Raw genomic sequence first — 25,132 nt, forward strand, 5'->3', positions numbered from 1 at the left:
AAATCGGTCGGTGTCGATGACGGTAAGGTTCCACCTGTTCCCATTCCGAACACAGAAGTTAAGCTTACTTGTGCCGAAGATAGTTAGCTGGAAACGGCTTGTGAAAATAGGTAGTCGCCGACTTAGAGAAACGCTTCAGGAGCTTTCCTGAAGCGTTTTTTAGTATGTAAAAGATGAAATTGCTACAAATAGAGCAAGATATAACTGAAAATTCATATTTTGTTAAAATACTTTATAGGAATTAGTTGCAGCTAAGGGATGCTTATGATACAATAATAATATGATACTGTGATGAAAAATGGGATTTGATAGAGATGTATTACAGAACGGAAGGAAGTAGTTACGTTGAAGGTGGCGATGATCGGGCACAAGGATTTTCCAAGTCGCTCGGGCGGTGTAGAGGTCATGGTCGGCGGGCTGGCCAGAAGTCTGGTGGAACGCGGCTATGACGTTACCGTGTATAACCGCGGCTTGGAAAAGCACCATAATGTGTACGATGTGGACGGCGTTCACGCACGGCGGGTATTTACCCTGCAAAAGCCTTCGCTGAATGCCACGATCTACTCCTTTCTGGCTACCTTTGACGCGCTGTTCCGGGGCTACGATGTGATCCATTACCACGCCATCGGACCCAGCGTACCGCTGCTGATCGCTAAACTGTTCGGTAAGCACACCGTATGTACGGTGCACGGTTTGAACTGGAAGGTGGACAAGTGGCGCGGCTTTGCAAGCCGTTACATGAAGCTGGGAGAGAGGATCGCCGCAAAATATGCGGATGATCTGGTGGTGCTTTCGGAGACGGAATGGAACTATTTTTTGCAGAAATATGACCGCGCGTCTATTCTGATCCCCAATGCCATCCGCTTTTATGAAAGGCACGATTGCAGTTTGATCCGGGAAAAATATGGGCTGGAACAGGGAGAGTACATCCTATATGTGGGACGCATCTCGCCGGAAAAGGGCACGATGGATCTGGTGGAGGGCTACCGCAAGGCCAAGACAGGGAAAAAGCTTGTGCTGGTCGGCCCGCTGGACGACAGCGAATATTGCAGGACAGTACAGCAGCAGGCACAAAATGACCCCAATATCATCATGACAGACTATGTGGTGGGCGACCCGCTGAAGGAGCTTTACAGCAACTGCGGACTGTTTGTTCTGCCCAGCCACACCGAGGGACTTTCCCTTTCTTTGCTGGAGGCGCTGTCCATCGGTGCACGGTGTCTGGTGAGCGATATCCCTGAGAATACGGTCGTGGCCGACATTTATGGTGCGGCCTTTACGCCGGAGGATACGGACGACCTTGCACGGGCGCTGGAGCGGGAATGCGCACAGGAGTACCCGGACGCAATGCGGCAGCAGCAGATCCAGTACATCCATACAAATTTCGAGTACGAGGTGATGCTGGACCGTTACGAGGAGGTCTATCATCATGTGGTGGGCGACCCGCTGAAGGCGATGCCCTCCACCCTGAAAAAAAAGAAAGTGCCGGCAGGCGCAAAAGCATAAGCAAAGAACGCCCCGGAAACGTTTGAAAGCGTTTCCGGGGCGTTTTTTCGTTTAGATCAGCGGGGCGATGAACTTGAGTACCATGCCCACCAGATGCAGCAGTTTTTTGCCCTGCCAGACGCTCTGGCGGGTAGGCTCTACTGTGCGGCACTGTGCCAGCGTATCCTGAAAATCAGCTTCAATACGGGGCAGGCAGTCCACGCCGCGCATCCAGACCGCGTTTTCAAAGTGGTGGTACAAGCTGCGGTAATCCAGATTGATGGTGCCCACGACCGCCTCCTGCCCGTCCATGATCATCACCTTGGCGTGGGTGAAGCCGGGCACCCACTCGCTGATCTTTACACCAGAGGACAGCAGTGGCAGGTAATGGGTCTTAGCCAGCGCATAAGCAAACCACTTGTCCGGCTTGCCGGGTAAAATCAGGTGCACATCCACGCCGCGCTCTGCGGCAAAGCGCAGGGCGGTCTCCAGCTCGCCGTCCAGAATGAGGTAGGGCGTGATGATATGTACGCTGCGCCGGGCGCGGTTGAGCAGGTCGATGTACACCATCTCGCCCACCCGCTCGCCATCCAGCGGGCAGTCGCCGTAGGGGATGACAAAGCCGTTGGCCTGCGTTTCCGGGATGGGGCGGGTGAGGAACTGCGCGAACTCCGGCTCACGCTGGATGCTCCACATCTGCAAAAACAGGGCGGTCATGGTGCGCACGCCCTCGCCCTCCAGCATGACGGCGGCGTCCTTCCAGCGGCCATATTTTTCAACGTGGTTGATGTACTCGTCGGCCAGATTCACGCCGCCGGTAAAGCCTACACGGCCATCCACGACAAGGATCTTGCGGTGGTCGCGGTAGTTGTAGTGGGTGGAAACAAAGGGTGTGACCGGCGCAAATACCTTGCACCGGATACCCAGCGCCTCCAGCCGTCTGGGGTAGTCCCGGGGCAGGGTGGAGAACTCGCAGGTGCCGTCATACATTACCCGCACATCCACGCCCTGCGCGGCCTTGCGTGCCAAAATTTCCAGAATGCGCCCCCACATCAGGCCCTCGTCGATGATGAAGTATTCCAGAAAAATGTACTGGGTGGCGCTTTCCAGCTGGGGCAGCAGCGCAGCAAACTTGGCTTCTCCGCTGGGGAAATAGGTCACCTGCGTGTTTTCGTACACCGGGAAGCCGCCGCCCCGTCCGCGCAGATACTGCGCCAGAGAGGCCGCGCCGGGGCAGTCGGCATCCAGCGCCTTGCCCGTCTTTTTGTTCTGCGGCAGTTGACTGCGGGTCTGCCCCTCCAGCTCCAGCAGGCGCTTTTTGAGCATCCGGTGGCCAACATCCTCCTTGGTGTACCAGAACAGCAGCACGCCCAGCACCGGGGCAAGCGCCGTGACCACCAGCCACGGGATGCGCACGCTGTTGTTCATATCCTGATTGAGCAGGTAGACCATCATGACCGCGGTGACCAGCAAGGTGCCGCCCAAGTAGTGGGGCAGCAGGTTACTGAACCAGCGCATCAGGCTGAAGAGCGCCCCGAATTGCAGCACCAGCAGTACCAGCACCAGCCCAAAGCGGCTGAAGATGGCATGGATGAGCCCTTTCTGGCCTTTACGGAGCAGACGGATGCCGCCGTCCTCAAATACCCGGACCTTGCTTCTCATGGTGTGCTGCAATGTTTCTTTTGACATTTTGACCGTCCTTTTTTTGGAATGTGTCGGAGGATAGCCTGCAAACCCTGTCCAAATGACACATTTTGTGCTATGATAAAAGGGAAGAACTGCTGCCGGGCGGCAACAGCCCCGGGGCAGCAGAATATATACAAATCTATTATAATCCATTCCGACCGGTTTTTCCACAGAAACCGGCAGATTTTGTACAGAAGGAGTTTGCATCATGAACAACCTGATCATTGGCATCGCGGGCGGCTCGGGCAGCGGCAAGACCACCCTTGCGCTGCGGCTGAAGGAGCGCTTTGGAGAGGATGAGGTGCGGCTGATCTCCCACGACAGCTACTACAAGCGCCACGATGAGCTGCCCTTTGAAGAGCGCTGCAAGCTGAATTACGACCACCCGGACGCCTTCGACAACGCATTGCTCATCTACCATTTGCAGGAGCTGAAGGCCGGACGCGCCATCGACTGCCCGGTGTACGATTACTCCAACCACAACCGTAGCAACGAGGTGCAGCACATCGAGCCCGCCCCGGTGCTGATCGTGGAGGGCATTCTGCCCTTTGTAGAGCCGGAGCTGTGCGCCCTGTTCGACTACAAGATCTTTGTGGATACGGACGCGGACGAGCGCATCCTGCGGCGCATCCTGCGGGACGTAAAGGAGCGCGGGCGCAGCCTGGACAGCGTGATCGACCAGTACCTGACCACGGTCAAGCCGATGCACGAAGCCTTTGTAGAGCCCAGCAAGCGCAACGCGGACATCATTGTGCCCAACGGCGGCGAGAACAGCACCGCCGTGGAGATGCTGGCGCACCACATCCGCACCCTGATCGAGAAGGCGAACCGGGGGTAAAACGATTTGGAATGCGCGCCGCGAGGGCAGGAGGATACAGCCAAGAGACGTTCTCTTTTGACACCAAAAGAAAACCAGAAAAGTGCGTGCTCCGTGGGGAAAGTTTCTGCTTGCTTTCAGCGCGCAAAGACGCTCCGCTGGGCCAGAGGCAGGGAGGGGTGTTCCGACTCCCCCCTCCCTACCTCTGGACTCCACCCACCCCGCAACGGGCCAAGGGCTGCACGCCCTTGACAATCCTAAAGAAGAAGTCGAAGCACAAAAAAGCTAGAGCTGCGCCAGTCGGCGCTATCGCTTTAACGCTTTTTTCGCTTCTCCATTTATAGCCCCTCAGTCGCTGCGCGACAGCTCCCCCATGGGGGAGCGGGCACGCCCGTAGCGCCGCGCTTTCGCAGAAAGCGGCGCTGCAAATGCAGTTTGCCGCCACGACCCCTCCCGTGAAAATAGCGTTTGGAGCGGTCCGCAGACCGCGACAAACGCGAAATATAAAATAATTATTCCGCTGATGATGCGCAGAGCGAAGCGGAGCGCATTCCCAATCGTCCATCACAAAACAAAAGGCACCCACAGCCAGTCGGCTGTGGGTGCCTTTTTGCATACAGGGTTAACGGATAGAGGTACGCACCAGCGCACGCTTCAGGCGCGCCTGTGCCAGCTCGTACTCACGGTCGTTCAGGTTCTTGCGGGCAAGGATCTCCTCGGCGCGCTTCTTGGAAGCTTCCGCACGCGCCTGATCGATGTCCTCCGCCCATTCCCAAGTGGTAGCCACCAGACGCACGTCCCCGTCCAGCACGCTGAGCAGGCCGCCCATGCAGGCTGCACGGCGGCGCTGACCGTCGGCATCTACAATGTGCGCCTCGCCCATGCCCAATGCCGTGCAGTAATCGCCGTGCTTTGCCAGAATGGCGATATCGCCGTCAATGGCGCGGCAGACGATGCGCTCGGCCTGACCTTCAAAGGCGCAGCCGTCCGGCGTGACCACCGTCAGATGAAAGGTCGTCATGGCTTACCCCTTCTTCGCTTTTGCGAACACGTCGTCGATGGTGCCCGCGAACAGGAATGCGCTCTCGGGCAGCTCGTCGCACTCGCCGTTCAGGATCATCTTGAAGCCCCGCAGGGTCTCCTTCAGCGGCACATACTGACCGGGCATACCGGTGAACTGCTCTGCCACATGGAAGCTCTGGCTCAGGAAGCGCTGTACCTTGCGGGCGCGGCTGACGGTACGCTTGTCCTCCTCGCTCAGCTCGTCCATGCCCATGATGGCGATGATGTCCTGCAATTCCTTGTAGCGCTGCAGCACCTTCTGGACGGCACGGGCGATCTCGTAGTGCTCCTGACCCACGACCTCCGGGCTGAGGATGCGGCTGGTGGAGTCCAGCGGGTCCACAGCGGGGTAGATGCCCTGCGATGCAATGTCACGGCTCAGCACCGTGGTGGCATCCAGATGGGTAAAGGTGGTGGCAGGGGCGGGGTCGGTCAGGTCATCGGCGGGAACGTAGACGGCCTGCACCGAGGTGATGGAGCCCTTGCGGGTGGAGGTGATGCGCTCCTGCAGGGCGCCCATCTCGGTGGCCAGCGTGGGCTGGTAACCAACGGCAGAGGGCATACGGCCCAGCAGTGCGGACACCTCGGAACCGGCCTGCGTGAAGCGGAAGATGTTATCAATGAACAGCAGCACATCCTGATTTTTCACATCGCGGAAGTACTCCGCCATGGTCAGGCCGGACAGTGCCACGCGCATACGGGCTCCCGGGGGCTCGTTCATCTGGCCGTAGACCAGTGCGGTCTTGTTGATAACGCCGCTCTCGGTCATTTCGCCGTACAGGTCGTTGCCCTCGCGGGTGCGCTCGCCGACGCCGGTAAATACCGAGTAACCGTTGTGCTCGGTGGCGATGTTATAGATCAGTTCCTGAATCAGAACGGTCTTGCCGACACCGGCGCCGCCGAACAGGCCAATCTTGCCGCCCTTGGCGTAGGGGCAGATCAGGTCAACGACCTTGATGCCGGTCTCCAGGATCTCGGTGGTGGACTGCTGCTCCTCGTAGCTGGGAGCGGGACGGTGGATGGGCCAGTAGGCATCCGGGGTGGGGGCGGGCTTGTTATCCACCGGCTCGCCCAGCAGGTTGAACACGCGCCCCAGACACTGGTCGCCTACGGGCACCTTGATGGACTCGCCGGTGTCCACGGCATCTGTGCCGCGCACCAGACCATCGGTGCTGCTCATGGCAATGCAGCGCGCCACATTGTCGCCGGTCAGCTGAGCGACCTCCACCACCAGCTTCTGGCCGTGGTTATCGATCTCAATGGCGTTGAGCAGCTCCGGCAGCTCGCCATCCTTGAACTGGATGTCCAGCACCGGGCCAATGACCTGGATCACCTTGCCGATATGTTTTTCGGACATAGGCTACAACTCCTTCTTGATAGTCTTAGTTCTCCGCGCCGGCCACGATCTCGGTGATCTCCTGCGTGATGGCAGCCTGACGGGCACGGTTATAATACAGGTTGAGATGGTCGATCATCTCGCCGGCGTTCTTAGTGGCAGCGTCCATGGCGGTGCGGCGGGCAGCCAGCTCGCTGGCCACGCTCTCGCACACAGCACCGTAGACGACACCGGCCACATACTCCGGGATGATCGCGCTGAATACTTCCTCGCTGCTGGGTTTGTACAAGATCTGACTGCGGCGTGCCTCCGCTTTCTGCTGCTCGGTGGGTTCCATGGCCAGCGGCAGCACCTCGATGGAGACAGCCGTCTGGGTCATCATGGAATCGAACCGGGTGTAGCAGAGCTTTACGGCGTCAAACTCGCCCTTGCGGTACCCTTCGGTGATCTGGCGCGCCAGCTGGAAGCACTGTCCCACCGAAATATCGGCGGCCAGCAGCACCTCCTGCGTGAACAGTTCGGCTTCGTGGTGGACAAAATATTCTGCCGAGCGCTTGCCGATGGGCAGCACCTCCACGTTGCCGCTTTCCTGTGCGGCCAGCTTGAGCACATTGGCGTTGTAACCGCCGGCAAGGCCGCGGTCACCGGCAATGACCACCAGCAGCGTGCGCTTGATCTCGCTGCGGCGCAGGTAGGGGTTGCGGGCCCGGGGGTCCGCTGCCGCGATCTCGGTCAGGGTCTTGTACAGCGTTTCAAAATAGGGTCGGCTGTGCTCGACCCGCTCCTTGGCACGGCGCATTTTGGAGGAAGCCACCAGCTCCATGGCCTTGGTGATCTGCATGGTGCTCTCTACGCTTTTGATGCGCAGCTTGATGTCCTTCATGGAACCAGCCATGCGTTACGCCTCCTTCCCTTTAATGCGCCTTGACAAAGCTTTCGGTATACCGGGTCAGCACGGTCTTGAGCTGCTCCTCGGTGTCCTTATCCAGATTGCCGGTGGTGCGGATGGTGTCCATCACGGCAGCCCCGGCGGCATCGTTGTCCAGATACTCGTACAGGCTCTTCTCGTACTCGGCCACATCCGGCACCTTGACGTTGACAAGGTAGTCGTGAATGGTAGCGTACAGAATAGCCACCTGCTTTTCCACAGGCACGGGCGCGGAGCGGTTCTGCTTGAGCACCTCCACGATGCGCTCGCCCTGTGCCAGACGTGCCTTGGTGTCGGCGTCCAGATCAGAGCCGAACTGCGCAAAGGATTGCAGCTCGCGGTACTGGGAGTAGATCAGCTTCAGGGTACCGGCAACCTTCTTCATGGCCTTGATCTGGGCGTTGCCGCCGACACGGGACACCGAGATACCGGGGTTGACTGCCGGCATGACGCCGGAGTGGAACAGCTCGGTCTCCAGGAAGATCTGACCATCGGTGATGGAGATGACGTTGGTGGGGATGTAGGCGGAAACATCGCCCGCCTGCGTCTCGATGATGGGCAGAGCCGTCAGGCTGCCGCCGCCCAGCTCGTTGGAAAGCTTTGCGGCGCGCTCTAGCAGACGGGAGTGCAGATAGAAAACGTCGCCGGGGTAAGCCTCGCGTCCCGGGGGACGGCGGATCAGCAGCGACAGGGCGCGGTAAGCCACAGCGTGCTTGGAAAGGTCATCGTAGATGATGAGGACGTGCTTGCCCTGCTGCATGAAGTATTCGCCCATGGCGCAGCCGGAGTAAGGGGCGATATACTGCAGGGGAGACAGCTCGGAGGCGGTAGCGGACACCACGATGGTGTAGCCCATGGCACCGGCTTCGGTCAGGCTCTGCACAAGGTTTGCCACGGTAGAGCGCTTCTGACCGATGGCAACGTAAATGCAGATGACGTCCTTGCCCTTCTGGTTGATGATGGTATCGGAAGCGATGGTGGTCTTGCCGGTCTGGCGGTCACCGATGATCAGCTCGCGCTGACCGCGTCCGATGGGGATCATGGAGTCGATGGCCTTGATACCGGTCTGCAGCGGCTCCTTGACGGGCTGGCGCTCGATGATGCCGGGCGCGCGGCTCTCGATGGCGCGGTATTCGGTGGTCTCAATGGGGCCTGCGCCGTCGATGGGCTGACCCAGTGCGTTGACCACGCGGCCGATCATGGCATCGCCCACCGGCACGGAGACTACCTTGCCGGTGCGCTTGACGATGCTGCCTTCTTTGATGCCGGCATCCGAGCCCAGCAGCACGATGGAAACGGTATTTTCCTCAAGGTTCTGGGCCATACCGTATTCGCCGTTGTCAAACTGGAGCAGCTCGCCTGCCATGCACTTTTCCAGACCGCTGGCCCGGGCGATGCCGTCGCCCACCATAATGACCGTGCCGGTCTCGCTCTGCTCGATGGCATTTTCGTAATGCTTGATCTGCGCACGGATGATCTTGGAGATCTCTTCAGGTTTCAGTTGCATCTTTGTTTGTTCACCACTCAATTCATAATAGTCATTTCGGGTGGAAATTCGTTCTGTGCTCTGCCCCGTTTGTAAAGGGCAGGGAAAAAGTTACAAAGTGACCGCCGCAATATCCCGGCGCAGGGAGGCAAGACGGTTCTGGACGGTGCCGTCCAGCTCGGTGCCCTCGATATCCAGCCGGATACCGCCCAGCACCTTGGCATCCACCTTGGTTTTAAGGTCGATGGTCTTGCCGGTCAGGCTTTCCAGCTTGGCGTGCAACGCCGCGCGCTGCTGCTCTGTCAGCGGGACAGCCGAGATGGCCGTAGCTTCCAGAATGCCGTGCGCCTGATTGTAGCGGATGCGGTAAGCCCGTGCGCAGCCGGACAGCTCCCGCAGGGTGCCCTTTTCGCACAGGATCTTTAAAAAGTTCAGCACATAGAGGTGGACCTGCCCGCGCAGGGCTTCGTCCAGCAGGCCGCAGCGCTCCTTTTTGGGGATGCTGGGGGTGCTGAGCAGCCGCAGGTAGTCCGGGTTTTGCTTGAGAAGCTGTTGCACCTCGTCAAGCTCGCCCAGAATGCGGGTCTCCAGCCCTTCCTCTGCCGCCAGATCGTACAGACTGCCGCCGTACATCTTTGCAGTTTCGGTCATGATGCTTCACCCACGTTTTTGATAAATTCGTCGATCAGGTCCTTGTGGTCCTTCTCACTGATCTCGCGCTCCACCACCTTGGATGCGATCTCCATGGCGATGCCGCCGATCTCGTCCTTGACCTCGTTCACGGCCTTCTTACGCTCCTGCGCAATGTCAGCTTCGGCCTTCTGCTTCAGCGCAGCGGCCTGTGCGCGGGCTTCGCCCACGATCTCTTCCGAGCGGGCGGTGGCGGTCTTTTGCGCCGCAGCTACGATCTGGTTGGCTTCGGTGCGGGCGTTCTGCAGGTTCTGCTCGTACTCCGCCTTCATGGCTTCGGCTTCGGTGCGCAGCTTCTGTGCATCTGCGATCTCGCTGTCGGCCTTGGCCTTGCGGTCGGCGATCACCTGTTTGATCGGCTTCAGCAGGAACTTTTTGAAGATGACCAGCTGGATCATCAGGTTGCAGATCTGGGCCAGAAAGGTCCAGCCATCCAGCGTGATCAACGCCTGATACAGTTCCATAAGCGTCTCCTTTCGTTATTATTTCGGATCGGGAGGCTTATGCCAGATACTTCATGAACATACCGGGAGCCAGGAAGATCAGCAGCAGGCCGGTAACAAAGCCGTAGATACCGGTGGTCTCGGAAAGGGCAACACCGAGGATCAGGGTGCTGGTAACATCGCTCTTGCACTCCGGCTGACGGCCAACGGCCTCACAGGCAGCGGCAGCAGCGTTGCCTTCGCCGATACCGGGGCCGATACCTGCGATCAGTGCGCAGCCTGCGCCGATGCCGCAGCCTGCCAGAGCGATACCACGAGCCAGATACTGGAAATCAGTCATAAGATTTGTCCTCCTAAAATGTGTTTGTGTTTTGGGGGATGCCGGAAGGGTTAGTCCTCACCGGCAGCACGTTTGATGAAGATTGCGGTCAGGGTACAGAAGATGAACGCCTGAATGCAGCCGCCGAACCAGTCGAAATACAAACCGGTAAAGGCCGGGATGCCGATCTGGAACAGCTGGATCTGACTCAGGAAGCCCGGCAGCCAGCCAAAGATGACGTGGCTCAGGCTTGCCAGTGCCCAGTACAGCAGTGTGGAGATGACCGTACCGGACAGGATGTTGCCGAAGTGACGGAACGCCATGCTGACAGGGGTAGAGATCTCTGACAGCACATTGATGGGTGCCATGATAAAGATCGGATCGAGCAGCCCCTTGATATAGGCCAGAATGCCGTTTGTCTTGATCTTGTAGTACATGATCAGAACAAACACCACGATGGCCCACGCTGCTTCGGTGTTCAGGTCGGCTGTGGGGCTCCACAGGCCGACGACGCTGATCAGGTTGCACCCGATGCTCAGTGCAAAAATAGCACCGATGAGGGGGATATACTGATCGAAGTGGAAGCCCATGTTGTCGTGCACGAACTGCTCCAGCCGTGTTACGATGAACTCGGCTGCGGCCTGTCGTTTGGACACATTTTCCAGCTTGAGGTCGTGCCCCAGCCAGATGGCAAAACCCGAGAGCAGCGCCATGACGATCCACGTGGTTACCAAGGTCTGGGTAATTTTAAAATCACCCAGCAGGGGGATATTGGTGTGGATGGTATACAGGATCTTTGCGCCGTTCAGTTCCATTTATTCTTGTTCACCCCCTTCGTCACGGGGCTGCACCGCAGACGCCTTGGCGGGGGCGGGGTCATCTTCCACAGAGATGTCCACCGGCTCCTGCGGGGGTGTGAGCGGCTTGTACTTCCCGGTTATCTGGAGATAATAGATCGTAACTCTGGGGAACAGCAGCGGCAGAACGCCTGCAAACGCCTGGAAACAGGGAGCCGCAATGGCTATGATGATCCACAGCGCCTGCAGCAGCATCCTTGTATTATAGGATATCTGCAGCTGCGCTTTACGCTTTTTTTCGTCCGGCTCGTCAATGACCTTCTGCACCACAAAGCAGATGCCGGCAAAGTTGCCGATAGCCACCAGCGCACCGATGATGCCGCCCAGCAGCACCCGGTAGTCAAAGACTACCCAGCCCACCAGATGCAGCGCTGCAAACACCACCCACATCACGGCGGTGCATAAGGACACGCCGCAGGCGATGCGCAGCAGCTCCTTTTTGGATTCCGGCTGCAATTTCATAAAAACGGACCTCCATTACTGGTGGGAGTTAAAGCCCACCCGATGATTTTTTTCGTGTTTGGAGCGCTCCAGCCGTTCCTTGCAGAACACCCAGAAGTTCTGCGCCCCGGCGGCAAGCCCCAGCCCCACAGCGGGCAAAAACAGCCATTCCGGCCAGCCCCAGTGCTCCACAGCCCACCAGCATCCGGCAAGGCAGAGCACCAGCGGCAGCAGCATATTCAGCCCCAGCTGGGTCAGCCAGACCAGATCTTCCAAAGCCTTGTACCAGCCCTTCAAGTCCTGCGCCGCTCCTTTCTGCGGGTGCTGCCTGTGTTCCAGTATCTGGAAGCCTTGCCAGAGATGGACAGGCAGCAAAAAATCTATGCCCTCAGTATACTTCAAAACGTTGGATATTGCAATCAATTCTCCACCGAAATATAGTAAAATTTCATAGTTTGTTAAGACTGATTCCATAAATGTGCGCCGAAAACACACATTGTGCGCCTGCGGGCACATCATTGCACAAACTTTGCAGAAAAGTTTGTGCAGAATGTAAAAAAGCGGAAAAAGAAGCAAAAAAGGGGCTGCCACACGTTTGTGCGGCAGCCCCGGCGGGTGCTTTGGGATTCAGGCGCTTACCAGAGGTTTGCGGTCTCGTTGTACAGACCCTCGTAGCTCTTGGCGGAAACGTCCCAGCTGAAATCGCACTCCATGCAGTGACGCACGAGGTTCTTCCAGTTTTCCTTGTTGTTGTAGGCATCCTGTGCGTTGCAGCAGGCCACATACAGCTCGTGGGCGTTGTAACCGGCAAAGGTAAAGCCGTTGCCGTCACCCATGGTGCTGTCGTGGATGGAGTCGCGCAGGCCGCCGGTCTCGCGGACGATGGGAGGTGTGCCGTAGCGGCAGGCCACCATCTGTGCCAGACCGCAGGGCTCGCTCTTGGAGGGCATGATGAAGGCGTCTGCACCGGCGTAGATCTCCTGCGAGAGCTTGGGCTCAAAGCCGATGTAGGTGCCCACACGGCCCGGGTGACGGCCGCACAGGTCAGAGAAGAAGTTCTCGTACTGGCTCTCGCCGCTGCCCAGAATGACCAGCTGGATGCCGCGGTTCACCAGACCGTCGGCAATGCTCTGCACAAGGTCAAAGCCCTTCATGCCCACCATGCGGCTGACCATGCCAAAGACGGGGCTGCCGTCTTTATTCAGACCGAACCTGTCCTGCAAAGCTTCCTTGCACTTGGCCTTGCCGGTCTCAAAGGTTTTGATGCTGTAATTGAAGGGGATGTTCTTGTCGGTGGCGGGGTCGTTGGCGTCCATGTCGATGCCGTTCAGGATGCCGCACAGCTTGTACTGTTTTTCACGCAGCAGAGCGTCCAGACCGTAGCTGAACCACGGGTCGAGGATCTCCTGTGCGTAGGTGGGGCTGACGGTGGTGATCTTGTCGGCAGTCTCGAAAGCGCCCTTCATGAAGTTTGCGCAACCGTCGTACTCCACGATATGCTGGTCCCGGTGGCCGATGCCGCAGGTGTCCTCCAGAATATCGGTGCCGTACTTACCCTGATAGGCAATGTTGTGGATGGTGAACACGGTCTTGATGCGGTTGAACTTGTCCAGATGACGATAGTACAGGTTCAGGTACACCGGCACCAGAGCGGTCTGCCAGTCGTTGCAGTTGATGATATCGGGGGTGAAGTCGATGTAGAACAAGGTCTCCAGCACGGCGCGGGAGAAGAAGGCGAAGCGCTCGCCGTCATCGTAGAAGCCGTACAGACCGCGGCGCTTGAAGTAATATTCGTTGTCCAGGAAGTAGTAGGTCACGCCGTCCACATCGGCCTTGAACAGGCCGCAGTACTGGCTGCGCCAGCCCACAGGCACGGAGTAGTTGGTAACGTATTCCAGCTTATCGCGGTACTTCAAATCGCCGTACAGGGGCATGATGACGCGGGCGTCCACGCCGTCCTTGACCAGCGCCTTGGGCAGGGCACCTGCCACATCGGCCAGACCGCCGGATTTGGCAAAGGGATTGGCTTCTGAAGCAGCATACAGGATCTTCATAGGATTCGCTCCTTCCATGATACAGACAGATGTTCGCGCTCCCCGCCGCCATGAAAAGCGGCGCGAACCTTGCATACAAAAGAGCAGGCGGGGGCACACAGGTGCCCCCGCCCCTCTCAAGAGGGGCTACCGGGGAGGAAGCCGCCCCTATGGATATTGCATCGATCAGACAGTGTGGTTCTTCTGGACGTAGACCGGGAAGCTCTCGGTGCCGGACAGCTTTTTGCCGGCGGTGATCTTCACGTTCTTATCGGTGACAACGCAGTCCAGCTCCACGTTGGGCTCGACCACGGTATCCTGCATCAGGACACAGTTCTTGACCACAGCACCCTTCTTGACCTTGACGCCGCGGAAGAGCACGCAGTTCTCCACGGTGCCCTCGATGACGCAGCCGTCGGCCAGAATGGAATCCACGACCTTGGAGCCGGTGACGTAACGGGTGGGGTTATCGTCGCGGATCTTGGTGTAGATGGGGCTGCCCTTGGGGAACAGCGCTTCCAGATTGCGGTCATCGATCAGCTTCAGGTTCTCGTCAAAGTAGCTCTTCATGTCGCAGATATGAGCCACATAGCCGGTGTACTCCAGAGCATGGATGTTCAGGATGTTGACATTGTGTGCCAGAATGTCGCGCTCGAAGTAGATCAGGCCACGGGCGGTAGCGTCCTTGACCAGCTTGATCAGGGTCTCGCGCTCCAGCACATAGATGTTCAGATCCAGATTCTGCACGCCGGAGCGGTAGTCGTTGAACAGCAGCTCGGTCACGCGGCCATCGGAATCAATGGTCAGGGTGTAGTTGTCGTTCTTGCGGCCCTCGGGGATCTCGGTCTTCTGGTAAGCCACAGTCACGTCGGCACCGCTGGCCTGATGGGCAGCCAGCAGGGCGTTGAAATCGTAGTTGACAGCGATGTTGGCATCGCTCATGACCACATACTTCTCCTTCTGGTGCTCGAGGAAGCTCAGAATGGAGCCCAGAGCCTCCACGCGGCCGGAGTAGATGCGCACGCCCTTTTCAGCAAAGGGAGGTACGATGTTCAGGCCGCCGTGACGGCGGGCCATATCCCACTCGCGGCCGGTGCCCAGATGATCCATCAGGGAGTGGTAGTTTTTACGCACCACGATGGAAACGTTGGAAATGCCGCAGTTGGCCATGCTGGACAGCACAAAGTCTACCATGCGGTAACGGCCCGCAAAGGGGATCGAGGCCATTGCGCGCTCGGTCACCAGCTCGGGAACGGTATTGTCATAGCTGTTGGGGAAAATGATACCCAACGCATTGGTGTTCTGTCTCAGCATACTTCCACACCCTCCTTGACGGATTCAAACACTTTTGCGCCCTCCTTGACGGTAGCGCCTGCGCCGATGGTCAGACCGGTGCCAACGTGGGCAATAGCGCCATCGCCGCCGACCTTTGCACCTGCGCCCACAACAACGTCCTCAGCAAGGATGCAGCGCTTGACCACGGCACCTGCCTTGACTACGACACCGTCCATCAGCACGGCGTCCTCAACGGTAGCGCCCTCTTCCACAACGACGCCTGCGCTCAGAACAGAGTGCTTGACATTGCCGTAGATCTTGCAGCCCTCGGTGATGAGGGAGTCCTGCACAACGGCGCGCTCGCCGATCTTCTGGGCGGGCAGCACGGGGTTGCGGCTGTAAATTTTCCAGGTCTTATCAAAGATATCGATGCCGGAGTTTTCGGGATCCAGCACCTCCATGTTGGCTTCCCACAGGCTGTCGATGGTGCCCACGTCGCGCCAGTAACCGGCAAAGCGGTAGGCGTACATCTTGCGGCCGTCACGCAGCAGGGCGGGGATGATGTTCATGCCAAAGTCGTTCTTGGAGTTGGGGTCGGCCTCGTCCTCGATCAGATACTTCTTGAGCACATCCCAGTTGAAAATGTAGATGCCCATGGAGGCCAGATTAGACTTGGGCACCGGGGGCTTCTCCTGGAACTCGGTGATGCGGTCGGTCTCGTCTGCCACCATCAGGCCGAAGCGGGAAGCTTCCTTCCAGTCCACTTCCATAACAGCCACAGAGAACTCTGCGCCCTTTTCCTTGTGGAAGCGCAGGAAGTCGGCGTAGTCCTGCTTGCAGATCTGGTCGCCGGACAGGATGATGACGTACTCGGGATCATAGCTGTCGATGAAGCCGATGTTCTGGTAGATGGCGTTTGCAGTGCCCTTGTACCAGTCGGTGCCGTTTGCCTGCTCGTAAGGGGGCAGGGTGTGCACACCGCCGTGCAGACGGTCCAGATCCCAAGGCTGACCGTTACCGATGTACTCGTTCAGCTTTTGGGGCTGGTACTGCGTTGCGATACCGACCGTGTCGATATCGGAGTTGACGCAGTTGGACAGCGGGAAGTCCACGATGCGGTACTTACCGCCGAAGGACACCGCAGGTTTTGCCGTCTTTTGTGTCAGCGCGTATAAGCGCGAGCCACGTCCACCGGCAAGGATCATTGCCACGATTTCTTTTGCCATAGCTTTATTCTCCCCTTTAGCATTTCCGTTTTGGAAATGATAGTCAACAGATCAGAATGTTCGTGCGTGCATCCGTGTGGGCATCCTTACTCCTTGGGTGCTTTTGCTTTGCGGGTGCGCTTTGCGGGTTTGGTTTCTGCTTCGGTCTCAGGTTTTGCTTTTGCCGCAGTCTTTGCCTTGGCGGCGGTTTTCTTTACCGGCTTTTCCGCTGCCGTCTCAGGCTTTGCTTTGGACTTAGCAGCGGTCTTTTTTGCTTTTTCCGGTTTTTCATCCGCCGTTTCGGCGGCCTTGGCCTTGGTGGTGCGGGTCTTTTTTACCGGCTTGTCGGCGTCCGGCTCGGCTTTGGCCTTGCGGGTCGTCTTTTTTACCGCCTTTTCCACGGCGCCCTTGACGGTGGATTTTTTGGCGGTCTTTTTTGCCGGTTTGTCCGTGCTGTCCTCTGCTGCCTTGCGGGTGCGCTTTGTGGGCACCTCAAAGTACAGGGTGCTCATGGGCGGCAGGGTAACGGTGATGCTCTGCTCAAAGCCGTGCTGCGGCTTTTTGTGGGTGCGCACCGGCTTGTTGTGCACAGTGCCGGAGCCGCCGAAAGCGGCATCATCGCTGTTCAGAATTTCCTTGTAAGTGCCGGACACCGGTGCACCGAGGGTGTAGCCCTCGCGCAGGACGGGGTTGAAGTTGCAGATGACAAGGATCTGCTTACCGGCGGCGTCCTTGCGCAGGAAAGCGATGACGCTCTGCTGCGAGTCGTCCGGCACGATCCACTGGAAGCCCTCCCAGCTGTAATCGATCTGCCAGAGGGCAGGGTGCTCTTTATAGAAGGCGTTCAGGGTGCGGACGTAGTTCTGCAGCTCGGCGTGCTTGTCGTAATCCAGCAGCATCCAGTCCAGCTGCTTTGTCTCGTTCCACTCGGCAAACTGACCGAACTCCTGTCCCATGAACAGCAGCTTCTTACCGGGGTGTGCCATCATGTAGCCGAAGAAGGTGCGCAGGTTGGCAAACTTGTCGTCATACTCGCCGGGCATCTTGTTCAGCAGGCTGCCCTTGCCGTGCACCACCTCATCGTGGCTGATGGGCAGGACAAAGTTCTCGCTGAAAGCGTAGAAGAAGCTGAAGGTCACCTTGTTGTGGTTACCGGCGCGGAACAGCGGGTCGGTCTTCATGTAGCTGAGCATATCGTTCATCCAGCCCATGTTCCACTTGAAGTTGAAGCCTAAACCGCCGTCCGAAGCGGGCTTTGTGACCATGGGCCACGCGGTGGACTCCTCGGCGATCATGTACTTGTGGGGGTGACGGCCCAGCACGGTGTTGTTCAGCTTGCGCAGGAAGGCGATGGCTTCAAGGTTCTCCTTGCCGCCGTCCTTATTGGGCTCCCATTCGCCCTGCTTGCGGTTGTAGTCCAGATAGAGCATGGAAGCCACGGCGTCCACCCGCAGACCATCGATGTGGTACTGCTCCAGCCAGTACAGTGCGCTGGAAATGAGGAAGCTCTGCACCTCGTTGCGGCCAAAGTCGAACACCATGGTGCCCCACTCCTTATGTTCGCCGCGCTTGGGGTTGGGGTCCTCGTAGCAGGCCTCGCCGTCAAAATTGTACAGGCCGAACTGATCCTTGGGGAAGTGGGCGGGCACCCAGTCCATGATGACGCCAATGCCTGCGGCGTGCATCTTATCCACAAAGGCCATAAAGTCCTTGGGGGTGCCGTAGCGGCTGGTGGGAGCAAAATAGCCGGTGACCTGATAGCCCCAGCTGCCGTCAAACGGATATTCCATCACCGGCAGCAGTTCTACATGGGTGTAGCCCATATCCTTGATGTACGGGATCAGCTCGTCCGCCAGCTCGGAGTAGTTGTAGGGCTTGCCGCCCTCCTTCAGCTTCCAGCTTCCGGCGTGCATCTCGTAGATATTCATCGGGCCGTTGATCACGTCCGCCTTTTTCTGCGCGGCCTGCCATGCGGCGTCGTGCCATGCAAAGCCGGACAGGTCGTAGACCTTGCTGCCGTTGGACGGCCGGGTCTCGGCGTGGAAAGCGTAAGGATCGGCCTTGTAGACAAGGTCGCCTGCGCGGGTGGTCACGCAATATTTATAAACATCGTATTCCTTCATGCCGGGAATGAACAATTCCCACACGGAATCGCCATCCACCTTGCGCATGGGATGGCTGCCGGGCTTCCAGCTGTTGAAGTCGCCCACAACGCTGATGGCTGCGGCGTGCGGTGCCCATACACGGAACACAACGCCGGACTCCCCGACCCGTGTTTCCAGATGTGCGCCGAAGTAGCGGTAAGCCTCGCAGTTATTGCCCTGCTTGAACAGGTACACCGGCAGATCCGATGTATTGCTCTGAATCTTTTCTTCGGTCGGTTTCATAGACTGCTCCTCCCCGTGCGGAAGCCGAAAGCGGCTTTCGCAGCTTTGTACTCTTTTATATTAAAAGGTTTTTACCATTTTTGCAAGACTTTTTGTCCGAAAATCAAATACAATTAACACAAATTTTCTGGCATTCTCTGTATGTTGTGGGCATACCATCCAAAATTTGCAGCTCGACATCGTGTAAACTGCTCATTTGACAAACGGTTCCGGCGAAAGCGTTGCGAAAAAAGAAGAAAGAGTTTCGGATGCGACATTTTTGTGAATAAGAAGGCGCTCATAACGGTAAAGCAAACTCCCCCAGGCATCGCCGCGCGATGCCAGATTCCCCTTTTTGTCACCTACGGTGACATCTTCCCCCGGCCGGGGGAAGTCGGCCTCTGGGATGGGGCCTCTGGCGTAACCGGTGGCTTTTCCGTTGAATGGAAAACTGTCCCGCATTGCCAAAGGCTCCCTCTCCGAGGGAGCTGTCAAAACCGGTAGGTTTTGACTGCGGGAGTTTAAATTCCCGTGAAAATAAAAAAATCGGAGCACCCGCAGGTGCTCCGATTTTTTAGTGGTTATTGTTTTTCGTTTCTCAGCCCACAACGTAGACGTTGACCTGAATGGCGCCGTTGATAACGCTTTCGGCGTAGGTCTCGTAGAACAGGTCTACAAGGATCTGCCCTTTCTGGACGGCGATGCCGGTATCGGTGGCTACGGCGTAGCCGTAGACGAACTTGCCGTCGGTGGAAGTGATGTAGAGCTTGGTGCCGTAGGGGATCACGTCCGGATCCACAGCCACGGTGCCGTAGCCCAGTCCCAGACCGGAAGAACCCTTGCCGCCACGGGAATAGTAGCCGGTGGCCTTGCCGGTGAGCACCTTGCTATAAGAGGTAGGGGCGTTGGTGGTGCCGTCCGCGCCGGTCAGGGGGGACACCGGTGCGCCTGCGCCGTAGGTCTTGATGACGTGGTCGGTGGGCTCCACCGTAGTGGTGGTATCCACAACGGTGCTGTTCTCCAGCTCACCGTCCACATAGCGGTCGCGGGTGGTCACGGTCTGCTGACCGGCTGCACCGTGCTGCATAGTAGTGGTGCGGCCGGTGTTGCGGAAGTACAGGCTGGTGTAGACATACTGGGTGTCGTAGGGGATAGCCTGCGTCTCCACACGCTCTTCGTAGTCCACGCGGTGGACCACGATCTTGCTGCCGGCTGTCACGATGTGATCCAGCGCCGGCTCGGTGTAGTCGTCCCCTTCAAGGGTGATGCCGGCGCGCTCCAGCGCATCGGCTACGGTGCCGTACACCAGCTTGACCGGGTACTCCTGCCCGTCGGCGGTGATGCTGACGGAGAATGCGCGCTCGATATTCAGGGATGCAAGATTGCCGCTGAACGCGGTGTAGTAGACCTCATCGCCCTCTTCAGAGCGGATGCCGGAAAGGTGCATGACCTGTGCGGGGGAAGCAGCGGCATCGGTCACAAGAACCTGCCGCGCACCATTGGAGTCGGTGACGTAGGTCAGCCGCAGATTTGCAGCGGTGACGCCAAGGGTAGCCACAAGGCATACCACCATGACACAAAATGCCAGCACACGGGGAGATACTGCCTGCTTTGCGGCAGTAACTGCTTTCTTCAATTTAACGGAAGCGATACGAGACAACTCCTCTCTTTGTCGTATTTAGTGCGGCCGCGGGTATTGCATCGGCACCCCGGCCGCCCGGACTGCGGCGGCTGGGGATATAAGCGCCGCACAGTCAAATACGATGCTCTCTTTGGGTAAAAGAAGAAGCATCGTATTACAGGTTGGAATCCGCTTTGGGCAGACCACAAAACTGCCCCGGCACGGGCCGCATCTGCCCATGCCGTGCCGTACGCAGGACGGCTTTTTACTTCATCCAGATAGAATTTAAACGCTGCAACGTTCGTTGCACAAACGGTATTTTACCAGACCGTAAAGCATCTGTCAAATCTGTGTCTCGCATTTTGTTGGATTTGTAACATAGTTTTTTGTGCAATTTTCACAGTGTTTTCTTTTATATTTTGGTTTTTAGGTGGTTTCCTTCTGATTTTTGCCTTTTTTCTGCGCATGATTTGTTCATGAATTTTTAACATTTGCACCGGCTTTTTTTCCTGCAAATAAGGCCGCAGATACTGCCGCTGCGCCCAAAACAAGCTGCCCCACATCGCGGGTTTTGCATGGAAAACCTGCGGGGGAATTACCCTGCTCCGGCAGGGGAAAACGGCCTGCCTCTGCGGGGCAGAAACCCCGTTTAGCAAAATGCCGAAGAACAGAAAATTTCACATTTTCTGTACACACTGGATAGTTTTGCGCCCCCGGCGGTACAATCGGGACAGCAAACAGAAAAGGAGGTTTTGCATGGAGATCGAGATCCTTGAACAGCAGTGCGGCGGCACCGAATTTGTGCCCAGCCCGCACCGGCTGCACCTTGGCGCACAGAACGCCGAGGGGGTGGACCGGCTGCAGTTCATCCTGCCCGCGGCGTGGGCGGAGTGCACGCTGGCGCTGTACCTGCGCCGCAGCGACGGGGTGCAGCTGGCCGCCATTCCGCTGGACACCGACGGCAGCGTGACGGTGGACCGCCGCCTGACCGGCAGCGTGCGGGGACAGTGGATGCTGGCCGCCATGGGCAGCAGCGGCTACACCGCCTACACCCGCCCCGGCAGCTACGACGTGTACGCCACCCTGCCCACGGACGGCGGCAGTGAGGAGCTGCCGCCCTCGGTGTACGAGCAGTTCGTGGCGCGCGTGCTGGAAAGCGCCCGCGCCGCAGCGGAGAGCGCCCGCCGCGCCGAGAACGGTGCGGCAGACACGGCCGTGCAGGCGGCGCTGGCGCAAAAGGCTGCGGACAAGATCCTTGCCGACCGCACCGATGCCGACGCCTGCGCAAAGCGGGCGGAGGCCGCTGCGCTGCGGGCCGAGAGCTATGCCCCTGCCGATGGACGGGTGCTGAGCGTGAACGGCAAGGGCGGCGCGGTGCGGCTGACCGCACAGGATGTGGCGGCTGTGCCGCGCCCGGCACAGCCTTTGCCCGGCGCGGTGGTGCGCATCCTCAGCGTGAATAGTGCCACCGGTGCGGTGCAGACGGACACGACCCCGCTGCCGGATCTGCGCCCCTATGTGCGCAGCGAGACCGTGCCCACAGCGAAAACGTCCGGCGCAGTGCGTGCAGACGGGCAGTACGGTGTTGCGGTGCGGGCAGACGCCACCCTGACCACTGTGCCCGCCACAGCGGCACAGCTGGACCGCATGACCGAAGCCTATGCGCCCCTGACCCCGGCGTTGCTGCCCTACGGCGTAAAAAAAGCGCTGACCAGCGCCGCCGGGGCGGCGGGCTGGTCGGCGCAGGAAAAGGCGGCAGCGCTGCTGCAGCTGGGCGCAGATGACCGGTTCTACTCCAAGGCCGAAGCTGACCGGAAATTCGGCACGGCCTACACGCTGCCGTGTGCTACCGCCGCCGTGCTGGGCGGCGTAAAGGCCGGGCGGGGAGTGACTGTGGGCGCAGACGGAACATTGGAGGTGACCAGAGAAAACCTGAACGCGGTACTGGGCTTTAGCCTGACAGAAAAACTGGAACGACTGGAAAGGATGATGAATATGGATGGAAAACTGGTCTACACCGGCGCAGGCGTTGCGGGCAAATCTGCCACGAGCCTGACCGTGCCGGGCACGGTGAATTACATTGTGGTGCGGATGGTGGCACCCACGGCAGAAAACGGCGCAAACCCGGTCGCCGCTGCTGCGGACTACGGCAGCACCCGCATCGTGCGGGGCGGCACAGCGGTGGCCATGGTGGGCGGCACGAGCTCTGATCTGAGCAACGGCGTCAAGTGCAGCGGCGCAGCGCCTGTGCGGATGAACTTTGCAGACAGCGGCGTGCTGAGCATAGGCGTTGTGAGAACGGACACGAGTCTCAGCTTTGAGTATCCCTTCAACGTAGAAGGCTACCAGTATGTGTAAGGGTGGTGCGGCATGAACGAGATGACCATCCGGCTGGACAAAAACGGCGCGGCAGCCGTGCCCGGCGGGCAGCTGCTGCTGGGGTATGCGGGCAACCGGGGCAACTACCGGCTGCGTATCGAGCAGCGGGGCGAGTGGAAGGGACTGACCGTGTGCGCCCATTGGCACACCCCCGGTGCAAGTGCAGCCCAGCTTGTGGAAAACGGCGTTCTGGAGGTTCCGGCGGCGGTGACGGCCGTGCCCGGTGCGGGCTGCATCACCTTTGAGGGGTCGGACGGCAGCCGCACCGTGACCAGCGCCGATGTGCGGTGTAAAGTGTGTGCCAACAGCGGCACGGCAGAGGGTGCACTGCCCGCACCGGCTACCTCTGCATGGGAGGCGCTGGTAAGGCTGCTGGGCGCGGGCGGCATTTCCGCAGAGGAAAAACAGGCGCTGCTGGCAGTGCTGCGGCTTCTGGCGGCGGGCAATGACGCAGCCATGACGGCCTATGCCCGTCTGGAAGCGCTGTGGAGCGCCCCGCAGCCGCCGAAGGAGAACGTTTTTGCCGTGCTGGGACGGGCGATCCTTGGAAAAATGAGCTTAGGGAGGAACGAATGAGCTACGAAAAACAAAACTTTGTGGACGGCCAGACCCTGACGGCTGCCCACCTGAACCACATGGAGGAGGGCATTGCAGCAGCCGGCGGCTTTACCGCAGGTGCAAAGGAACTGCTGCTGACCCTGTTTGAAAACGCGGCCTACAAGACCGGCGATGCACAGTCTGCCCTGAATGCCCTGCGGGCAGAGTGGGGCGGTAGTGCGCAGGATGTTCCCGTGCAGAGCGTGAGCCTGAGCGCCGCGATCCTGAACCTGAGCGAGGGCGAGAGCCAGACCCTGACCGCCATGGTGCTGCCCGCGAACGCTGCCAACAAATTGGTGTGGTGGAGCGTTTCGCCCGCCGGTCTTGCTACGGTGGCAGGCGGCACAGTGACTGCCGTGAAGGCCGGCATCTGCACGGTGACAGCTACGGTAGGCGGCAAGAGCGCCAGCTGCACGGTGAATATTGCGCAGGCGGAGACAGCACAGCTGATCTACACTCTGCCCGCCGAAACGGAGCTGACCAGCGGCTTTGATACCGGTCTGAAGCTGCTGGAGCACGCTTCCACCGAGTCGCCGCAGTACACCATTCTGGTGGACGCAAAGGCGGGGGACAACTTTGATGCAAGCACATGGCCAGCCTTCCTGCACTGCCTGACCGAGACCGGCAGCACCGCCAACCTGCCCGGCTTCAACTCCACCAGCAGTCCGCTGAATAATAAGACGGAGTTCGCCTACTACAACTACGGCGGCGTTACCCTGTCGGACAGCATCGAGCACCTCAAGACCCGCACGCGGTATGTGGTGCAGATTGACGGTAAAAAGTACCGCGGCGGCAGCACCTACTGCCCGATGACTGAATGGCTGACCAGCAATGGCAGGATCACCGATGTGCCCCAGACCTTCCTGATCGGTGCGGCACAGAGCGCGGACGGCAGCAAAAAGCAGCAGTTCTGGCCGGGCACACTGTATCAGTGCAAGGTGTACAAGGGCCTGCTGAGTGATAACCGGATAAAAGCATATATCAATAAGGGGTGGTAAGATGGAGATATACGACATCAACGGTCAGATCATCGACCCGCTGGCGGGAAAAACACTGTACGTTGCAGGCGACAGCATCGCCTATGGCAAGGGCAGCGCGGGCGGCTACGGCAAGTGCATTGCAGACCGGTACGGAATGCAGCTGATCAACGAAGCGGTGGACGGTGCAACGCTGGCGACACTGGTCCCTGACAATGTGAACGGCGGTTACCGCACCAGCATCGGCATGACCGTGAAAAGCTCTACGGAGCTGGAAAAGGCAGACTACATCCTGCTGGAGGGCGGCGTGAATGATGCATGGAACAATGCCAAGCTAGGCGCGCTGAACGGAAGCTTTGATCCGGCGTTCTATTCGGGGGACACGATCGGTACGCTGGAAGCGATGCTGGACTATCTGGCCAAAAAACGCAGTGATAAGCGTGTGGCCTATGTGTTCCCGCACGGCGGACTGTTTGCCAGCAGCGAAAACTGGTACAAGACCTACAAGCCCGCGATCCTTGCGGCGCTTAAAAAGTGGGGTGTGCCCTATGTGGATATTGAGGAATGCGCCCCGCCCATGGGTGCCCACGGCGTCAGCGAGCTGAGCGACAAGTACACGATTGATGGCACACACCCCAACAAGGCCGGCTACGAGCGGTTTTACATGGAGCCCATCGCTGCGCTGCTGAAACGGCTGTAAGGGGGGACACAATGGCATTGCAGGCATACTCTCTTGCCCGGGACGGCGAAGCGTACCTCTCGCCCCATTTCAGGGTGCAGGAGTTCCGCTGTAAAGACGGCAGCGACCCGGTTTTCGTTGACACAGCGCTGGTGGAACTTCTGGAGCAGCTGCGGGCGCATTTTGGCAAGGCGGTGACCATTACCAGCGGCTACCGCACCCCGGCGCACAACGCCAAAGCGGGCGGGACGAGGTTCAGCCAGCATCTGTACGGACGGGCGGCAGATATCCGGGTGCAGGGCGCAAGCGTAGAGGAGGTAGCCGCCTGTGCCGAGCGCCTGCTGCACGGCTGCGGCGGCGTGGGGAGATACCCGGCAAAGGCGGGCAGAGCCGCCGGCTGGGTGCACGTGGACACCCGGGCAGAAAAAGCCCGGTGGAGGGGGTGAGCGC

The 25,132-nt window shown here is 58.8% G+C and carries 24 protein-coding genes and 1 rRNA gene; 8 read left to right on the forward strand and 17 right to left on the reverse strand.

All coding sequences use genetic code 11. The annotated features are described in order from the left end of the window. Window positions 1–6 precede the first annotated feature (6 nt). Together rrf and C4N24_RS06170 are read left to right on the forward strand one after the other, a co-directional pair. Window positions 7–123: ribosomal RNA gene (gene rrf / locus C4N24_RS06165) — 5S ribosomal RNA — on the forward strand. 228 nt (window positions 124–351) lie between these two features. Next, on the forward strand, window positions 352–1,506 hold the full coding sequence (locus C4N24_RS06170) for a glycosyltransferase family 4 protein (protein WP_242983211.1): 1,155 nt from the start codon (window positions 352–354) through the stop codon (window positions 1,504–1,506). A 51-nt stretch (window positions 1,507–1,557) separates the two neighbouring features. Here the strand turns inward: C4N24_RS06170 and C4N24_RS06175 are convergent, their stop codons facing one another. Then, a complete protein-coding gene (locus tag C4N24_RS06175) occupies window positions 1,558–3,174 on the reverse strand; it encodes a phospholipase D-like domain-containing protein (protein WP_112090723.1) in 1,617 nt (538 codons plus the stop codon). Window positions 3,175–3,379: 205 nt separating this feature from the next. On the opposite strand from C4N24_RS06175, the gene udk reads away from it, so the two are divergent. After that, window positions 3,380–4,009, forward strand: coding sequence for a uridine kinase (udk, locus tag C4N24_RS06180; protein WP_015537343.1), 630 nt, complete (start codon window positions 3,380–3,382; stop codon window positions 4,007–4,009). Between the two features lie 601 nt (window positions 4,010–4,610). Here the strand turns inward: udk and atpC are convergent. The 16 genes from atpC to C4N24_RS06265 all read right to left on the reverse strand — a co-directional run bounded on the left by atpC (window position 4,611) and on the right by C4N24_RS06265 (window position 20,020). Next, window positions 4,611–5,009 (reverse strand): ATP synthase F1 subunit epsilon, encoded by a 399-nt coding sequence (gene atpC, locus C4N24_RS06190; RefSeq protein WP_112090724.1) that lies wholly within the window; start codon window positions 5,007–5,009, stop codon window positions 4,611–4,613. A gap of 3 nt (window positions 5,010–5,012) precedes the next feature. Then, entirely contained in the window at window positions 5,013–6,407 is a 1,395-nt protein-coding gene (atpD, locus tag C4N24_RS06195) for a F0F1 ATP synthase subunit beta (protein WP_055186784.1), read from the reverse strand. 25 nt (window positions 6,408–6,432) lie between these two features. Then, the gene (gene atpG / locus C4N24_RS06200; protein WP_112090725.1) at window positions 6,433–7,281 is read right to left on the reverse strand and encodes an ATP synthase F1 subunit gamma; all 849 of its coding nucleotides are present in this window, start codon (window positions 7,279–7,281) and stop codon (window positions 6,433–6,435) included. 19 nt (window positions 7,282–7,300) lie between these two features. Further along, window positions 7,301–8,821, reverse strand: a complete 1,521-nt coding sequence (atpA, locus tag C4N24_RS06205) for a F0F1 ATP synthase subunit alpha (RefSeq protein WP_055186786.1) — start codon at window positions 8,819–8,821, stop codon at window positions 7,301–7,303. 90 nt (window positions 8,822–8,911) lie between these two features. After that, window positions 8,912–9,451, reverse strand: coding sequence for an ATP synthase F1 subunit delta (gene atpH, locus C4N24_RS06210; protein ID WP_112090726.1), 540 nt, complete (start codon window positions 9,449–9,451; stop codon window positions 8,912–8,914). Continuing rightward, window positions 9,448–9,954 carry a F0F1 ATP synthase subunit B gene (gene atpF, locus C4N24_RS06215; RefSeq protein WP_112090727.1) on the reverse strand — a complete coding sequence of 169 codons (507 nt, stop codon included), beginning with the start codon at window positions 9,952–9,954 and terminating at the stop codon, window positions 9,448–9,450. Before atpF ends, atpH begins: the two co-directional genes overlap by 4 nt. Window positions 9,955–9,991: 37 nt before the next feature. Then, window positions 9,992–10,273, reverse strand: a complete 282-nt coding sequence (gene atpE, locus C4N24_RS06220) for an ATP synthase F0 subunit C (protein WP_005921517.1) — start codon at window positions 10,271–10,273, stop codon at window positions 9,992–9,994. Window positions 10,274–10,323: 50 nt separating this feature from the next. After that, on the reverse strand, window positions 10,324–11,067 hold the full coding sequence (locus tag C4N24_RS06225; RefSeq protein WP_112090728.1) for a F0F1 ATP synthase subunit A: 744 nt from the start codon (window positions 11,065–11,067) through the stop codon (window positions 10,324–10,326). Next, window positions 11,068–11,571, reverse strand: coding sequence for an ATP synthase subunit I (locus C4N24_RS06230; RefSeq protein WP_112090729.1), 504 nt, complete (start codon window positions 11,569–11,571; stop codon window positions 11,068–11,070). Between the two features lie 15 nt (window positions 11,572–11,586). Further along, window positions 11,587–11,847 carry an AtpZ/AtpI family protein gene (locus C4N24_RS06235; protein WP_172679811.1) on the reverse strand — a complete coding sequence of 87 codons (261 nt, stop codon included), beginning with the start codon at window positions 11,845–11,847 and terminating at the stop codon, window positions 11,587–11,589. A gap of 338 nt (window positions 11,848–12,185) precedes the next feature. After that, window positions 12,186–13,604 carry a glycogen synthase GlgA gene (gene glgA, locus C4N24_RS06240; protein WP_112090730.1) on the reverse strand — a complete coding sequence of 473 codons (1,419 nt, stop codon included), beginning with the start codon at window positions 13,602–13,604 and terminating at the stop codon, window positions 12,186–12,188. Between the two features lie 165 nt (window positions 13,605–13,769). After that, window positions 13,770–14,897, reverse strand: coding sequence for a glucose-1-phosphate adenylyltransferase subunit GlgD (gene glgD, locus C4N24_RS06245; protein WP_097783029.1), 1,128 nt, complete (start codon window positions 14,895–14,897; stop codon window positions 13,770–13,772). Next, a complete protein-coding gene (locus C4N24_RS06250; protein WP_112090731.1) occupies window positions 14,891–16,084 on the reverse strand; it encodes a glucose-1-phosphate adenylyltransferase in 1,194 nt (397 codons plus the stop codon). The genes glgD and C4N24_RS06250 overlap by 7 nt, the downstream gene beginning before the upstream one ends. Before the next feature lie 86 nt (window positions 16,085–16,170). Further along, on the reverse strand, window positions 16,171–18,450 hold the full coding sequence (glgB, locus tag C4N24_RS06255) for a 1,4-alpha-glucan branching protein GlgB (protein ID WP_112090732.1): 2,280 nt from the start codon (window positions 18,448–18,450) through the stop codon (window positions 16,171–16,173). Between the two features lie 192 nt (window positions 18,451–18,642). Next, window positions 18,643–18,891: a hypothetical protein gene (locus C4N24_RS06260; protein ID WP_112090733.1), complete on the reverse strand. Its 249-nt coding sequence runs from the start codon at window positions 18,889–18,891 to the stop codon at window positions 18,643–18,645. Window positions 18,892–19,027: 136 nt separating this feature from the next. Then, window positions 19,028–20,020 (reverse strand): 3D domain-containing protein, encoded by a 993-nt coding sequence (locus C4N24_RS06265; protein ID WP_238057046.1) that lies wholly within the window; start codon window positions 20,018–20,020, stop codon window positions 19,028–19,030. A 786-nt stretch (window positions 20,021–20,806) separates the two neighbouring features. Here C4N24_RS06265 and C4N24_RS06270 point away from each other — a divergent pair. The 5 genes from C4N24_RS06270 to C4N24_RS06290 are packed head-to-tail and all read left to right on the forward strand — an operon-like array spanning window position 20,807 to window position 25,128. Then, the gene (locus tag C4N24_RS06270; protein WP_112090734.1) at window positions 20,807–22,408 is read left to right on the forward strand and encodes a hypothetical protein; all 1,602 of its coding nucleotides are present in this window, start codon (window positions 20,807–20,809) and stop codon (window positions 22,406–22,408) included. A gap of 12 nt (window positions 22,409–22,420) precedes the next feature. After that, window positions 22,421–23,005, forward strand: coding sequence for a hypothetical protein (locus C4N24_RS06275; RefSeq protein WP_112090735.1), 585 nt, complete (start codon window positions 22,421–22,423; stop codon window positions 23,003–23,005). Further along, window positions 23,002–24,024, forward strand: a complete 1,023-nt coding sequence (locus C4N24_RS06280; RefSeq protein ID WP_112090736.1) for an Ig-like domain-containing protein — start codon at window positions 23,002–23,004, stop codon at window positions 24,022–24,024. The genes C4N24_RS06275 and C4N24_RS06280 overlap by 4 nt, the downstream gene beginning before the upstream one ends. Window position 24,025: 1 nt before the next feature. Then, the gene (locus C4N24_RS06285; protein ID WP_112090737.1) at window positions 24,026–24,703 is read left to right on the forward strand and encodes an SGNH/GDSL hydrolase family protein; all 678 of its coding nucleotides are present in this window, start codon (window positions 24,026–24,028) and stop codon (window positions 24,701–24,703) included. Between the two features lie 11 nt (window positions 24,704–24,714). Continuing rightward, window positions 24,715–25,128, forward strand: a complete 414-nt coding sequence (locus C4N24_RS06290) for a YcbK family protein (RefSeq protein ID WP_112090738.1) — start codon at window positions 24,715–24,717, stop codon at window positions 25,126–25,128. Window positions 25,129–25,132 lie beyond the last annotated feature (4 nt).

Source organism: Faecalibacterium prausnitzii, assembly GCF_003287405.1.
GTDB lineage: Bacteria > Bacillota > Clostridia > Oscillospirales > Ruminococcaceae > Faecalibacterium > Faecalibacterium intestinale.

What these genes read in the sequence shown, in the direction of transcription:
- C4N24_RS06175 (WP_112090723.1), bottom strand. Translation starts at nt 3,174, where the DNA reads ATGTCAAAAGAAACATTGCAGCACACCATGAGAAGCAAGGTCCGGGTA.
- udk (WP_015537343.1), top strand. Translation starts at nt 3,380, where the DNA reads ATGAACAACCTGATCATTGGCATCGCGGGCGGCTCGGGCAGCGGCAAG.
- atpC (WP_112090724.1), bottom strand. Translation starts at nt 5,009, where the DNA reads ATGACGACCTTTCATCTGACGGTGGTCACGCCGGACGGCTGCGCCTTT.
- atpD (WP_055186784.1), bottom strand. Translation starts at nt 6,407, where the DNA reads ATGTCCGAAAAACATATCGGCAAGGTGATCCAGGTCATTGGCCCGGTG.
- atpG (WP_112090725.1), bottom strand. Translation starts at nt 7,281, where the DNA reads ATGGCTGGTTCCATGAAGGACATCAAGCTGCGCATCAAAAGCGTAGAG.
- atpA (WP_055186786.1), bottom strand. Translation starts at nt 8,821, where the DNA reads ATGCAACTGAAACCTGAAGAGATCTCCAAGATCATCCGTGCGCAGATC.
- atpH (WP_112090726.1), bottom strand. Translation starts at nt 9,451, where the DNA reads ATGACCGAAACTGCAAAGATGTACGGCGGCAGTCTGTACGATCTGGCG.
- atpF (WP_112090727.1), bottom strand. Translation starts at nt 9,954, where the DNA reads ATGGAACTGTATCAGGCGTTGATCACGCTGGATGGCTGGACCTTTCTG.
- atpE (WP_005921517.1), bottom strand. Translation starts at nt 10,273, where the DNA reads ATGACTGATTTCCAGTATCTGGCTCGTGGTATCGCTCTGGCAGGCTGC.
- C4N24_RS06225 (WP_112090728.1), bottom strand. Translation starts at nt 11,067, where the DNA reads ATGGAACTGAACGGCGCAAAGATCCTGTATACCATCCACACCAATATC.
- C4N24_RS06230 (WP_112090729.1), bottom strand. Translation starts at nt 11,571, where the DNA reads ATGAAATTGCAGCCGGAATCCAAAAAGGAGCTGCTGCGCATCGCCTGC.
- glgA (WP_112090730.1), bottom strand. Translation starts at nt 13,604, where the DNA reads ATGAAGATCCTGTATGCTGCTTCAGAAGCCAATCCCTTTGCCAAATCC.
- glgD (WP_097783029.1), bottom strand. Translation starts at nt 14,897, where the DNA reads ATGCTGAGACAGAACACCAATGCGTTGGGTATCATTTTCCCCAACAGC.
- C4N24_RS06250 (WP_112090731.1), bottom strand. Translation starts at nt 16,084, where the DNA reads ATGGCAAAAGAAATCGTGGCAATGATCCTTGCCGGTGGACGTGGCTCG.
- glgB (WP_112090732.1), bottom strand. Translation starts at nt 18,450, where the DNA reads ATGAAACCGACCGAAGAAAAGATTCAGAGCAATACATCGGATCTGCCG.
- C4N24_RS06260 (WP_112090733.1), bottom strand. Translation starts at nt 18,891, where the DNA reads ATGCGGGACAGTTTTCCATTCAACGGAAAAGCCACCGGTTACGCCAGA.
- C4N24_RS06270 (WP_112090734.1), top strand. Translation starts at nt 20,807, where the DNA reads ATGGAGATCGAGATCCTTGAACAGCAGTGCGGCGGCACCGAATTTGTG.
- C4N24_RS06275 (WP_112090735.1), top strand. Translation starts at nt 22,421, where the DNA reads ATGAACGAGATGACCATCCGGCTGGACAAAAACGGCGCGGCAGCCGTG.
- C4N24_RS06280 (WP_112090736.1), top strand. Translation starts at nt 23,002, where the DNA reads ATGAGCTACGAAAAACAAAACTTTGTGGACGGCCAGACCCTGACGGCT.
- C4N24_RS06285 (WP_112090737.1), top strand. Translation starts at nt 24,026, where the DNA reads ATGGAGATATACGACATCAACGGTCAGATCATCGACCCGCTGGCGGGA.
- C4N24_RS06290 (WP_112090738.1), top strand. Translation starts at nt 24,715, where the DNA reads ATGGCATTGCAGGCATACTCTCTTGCCCGGGACGGCGAAGCGTACCTC.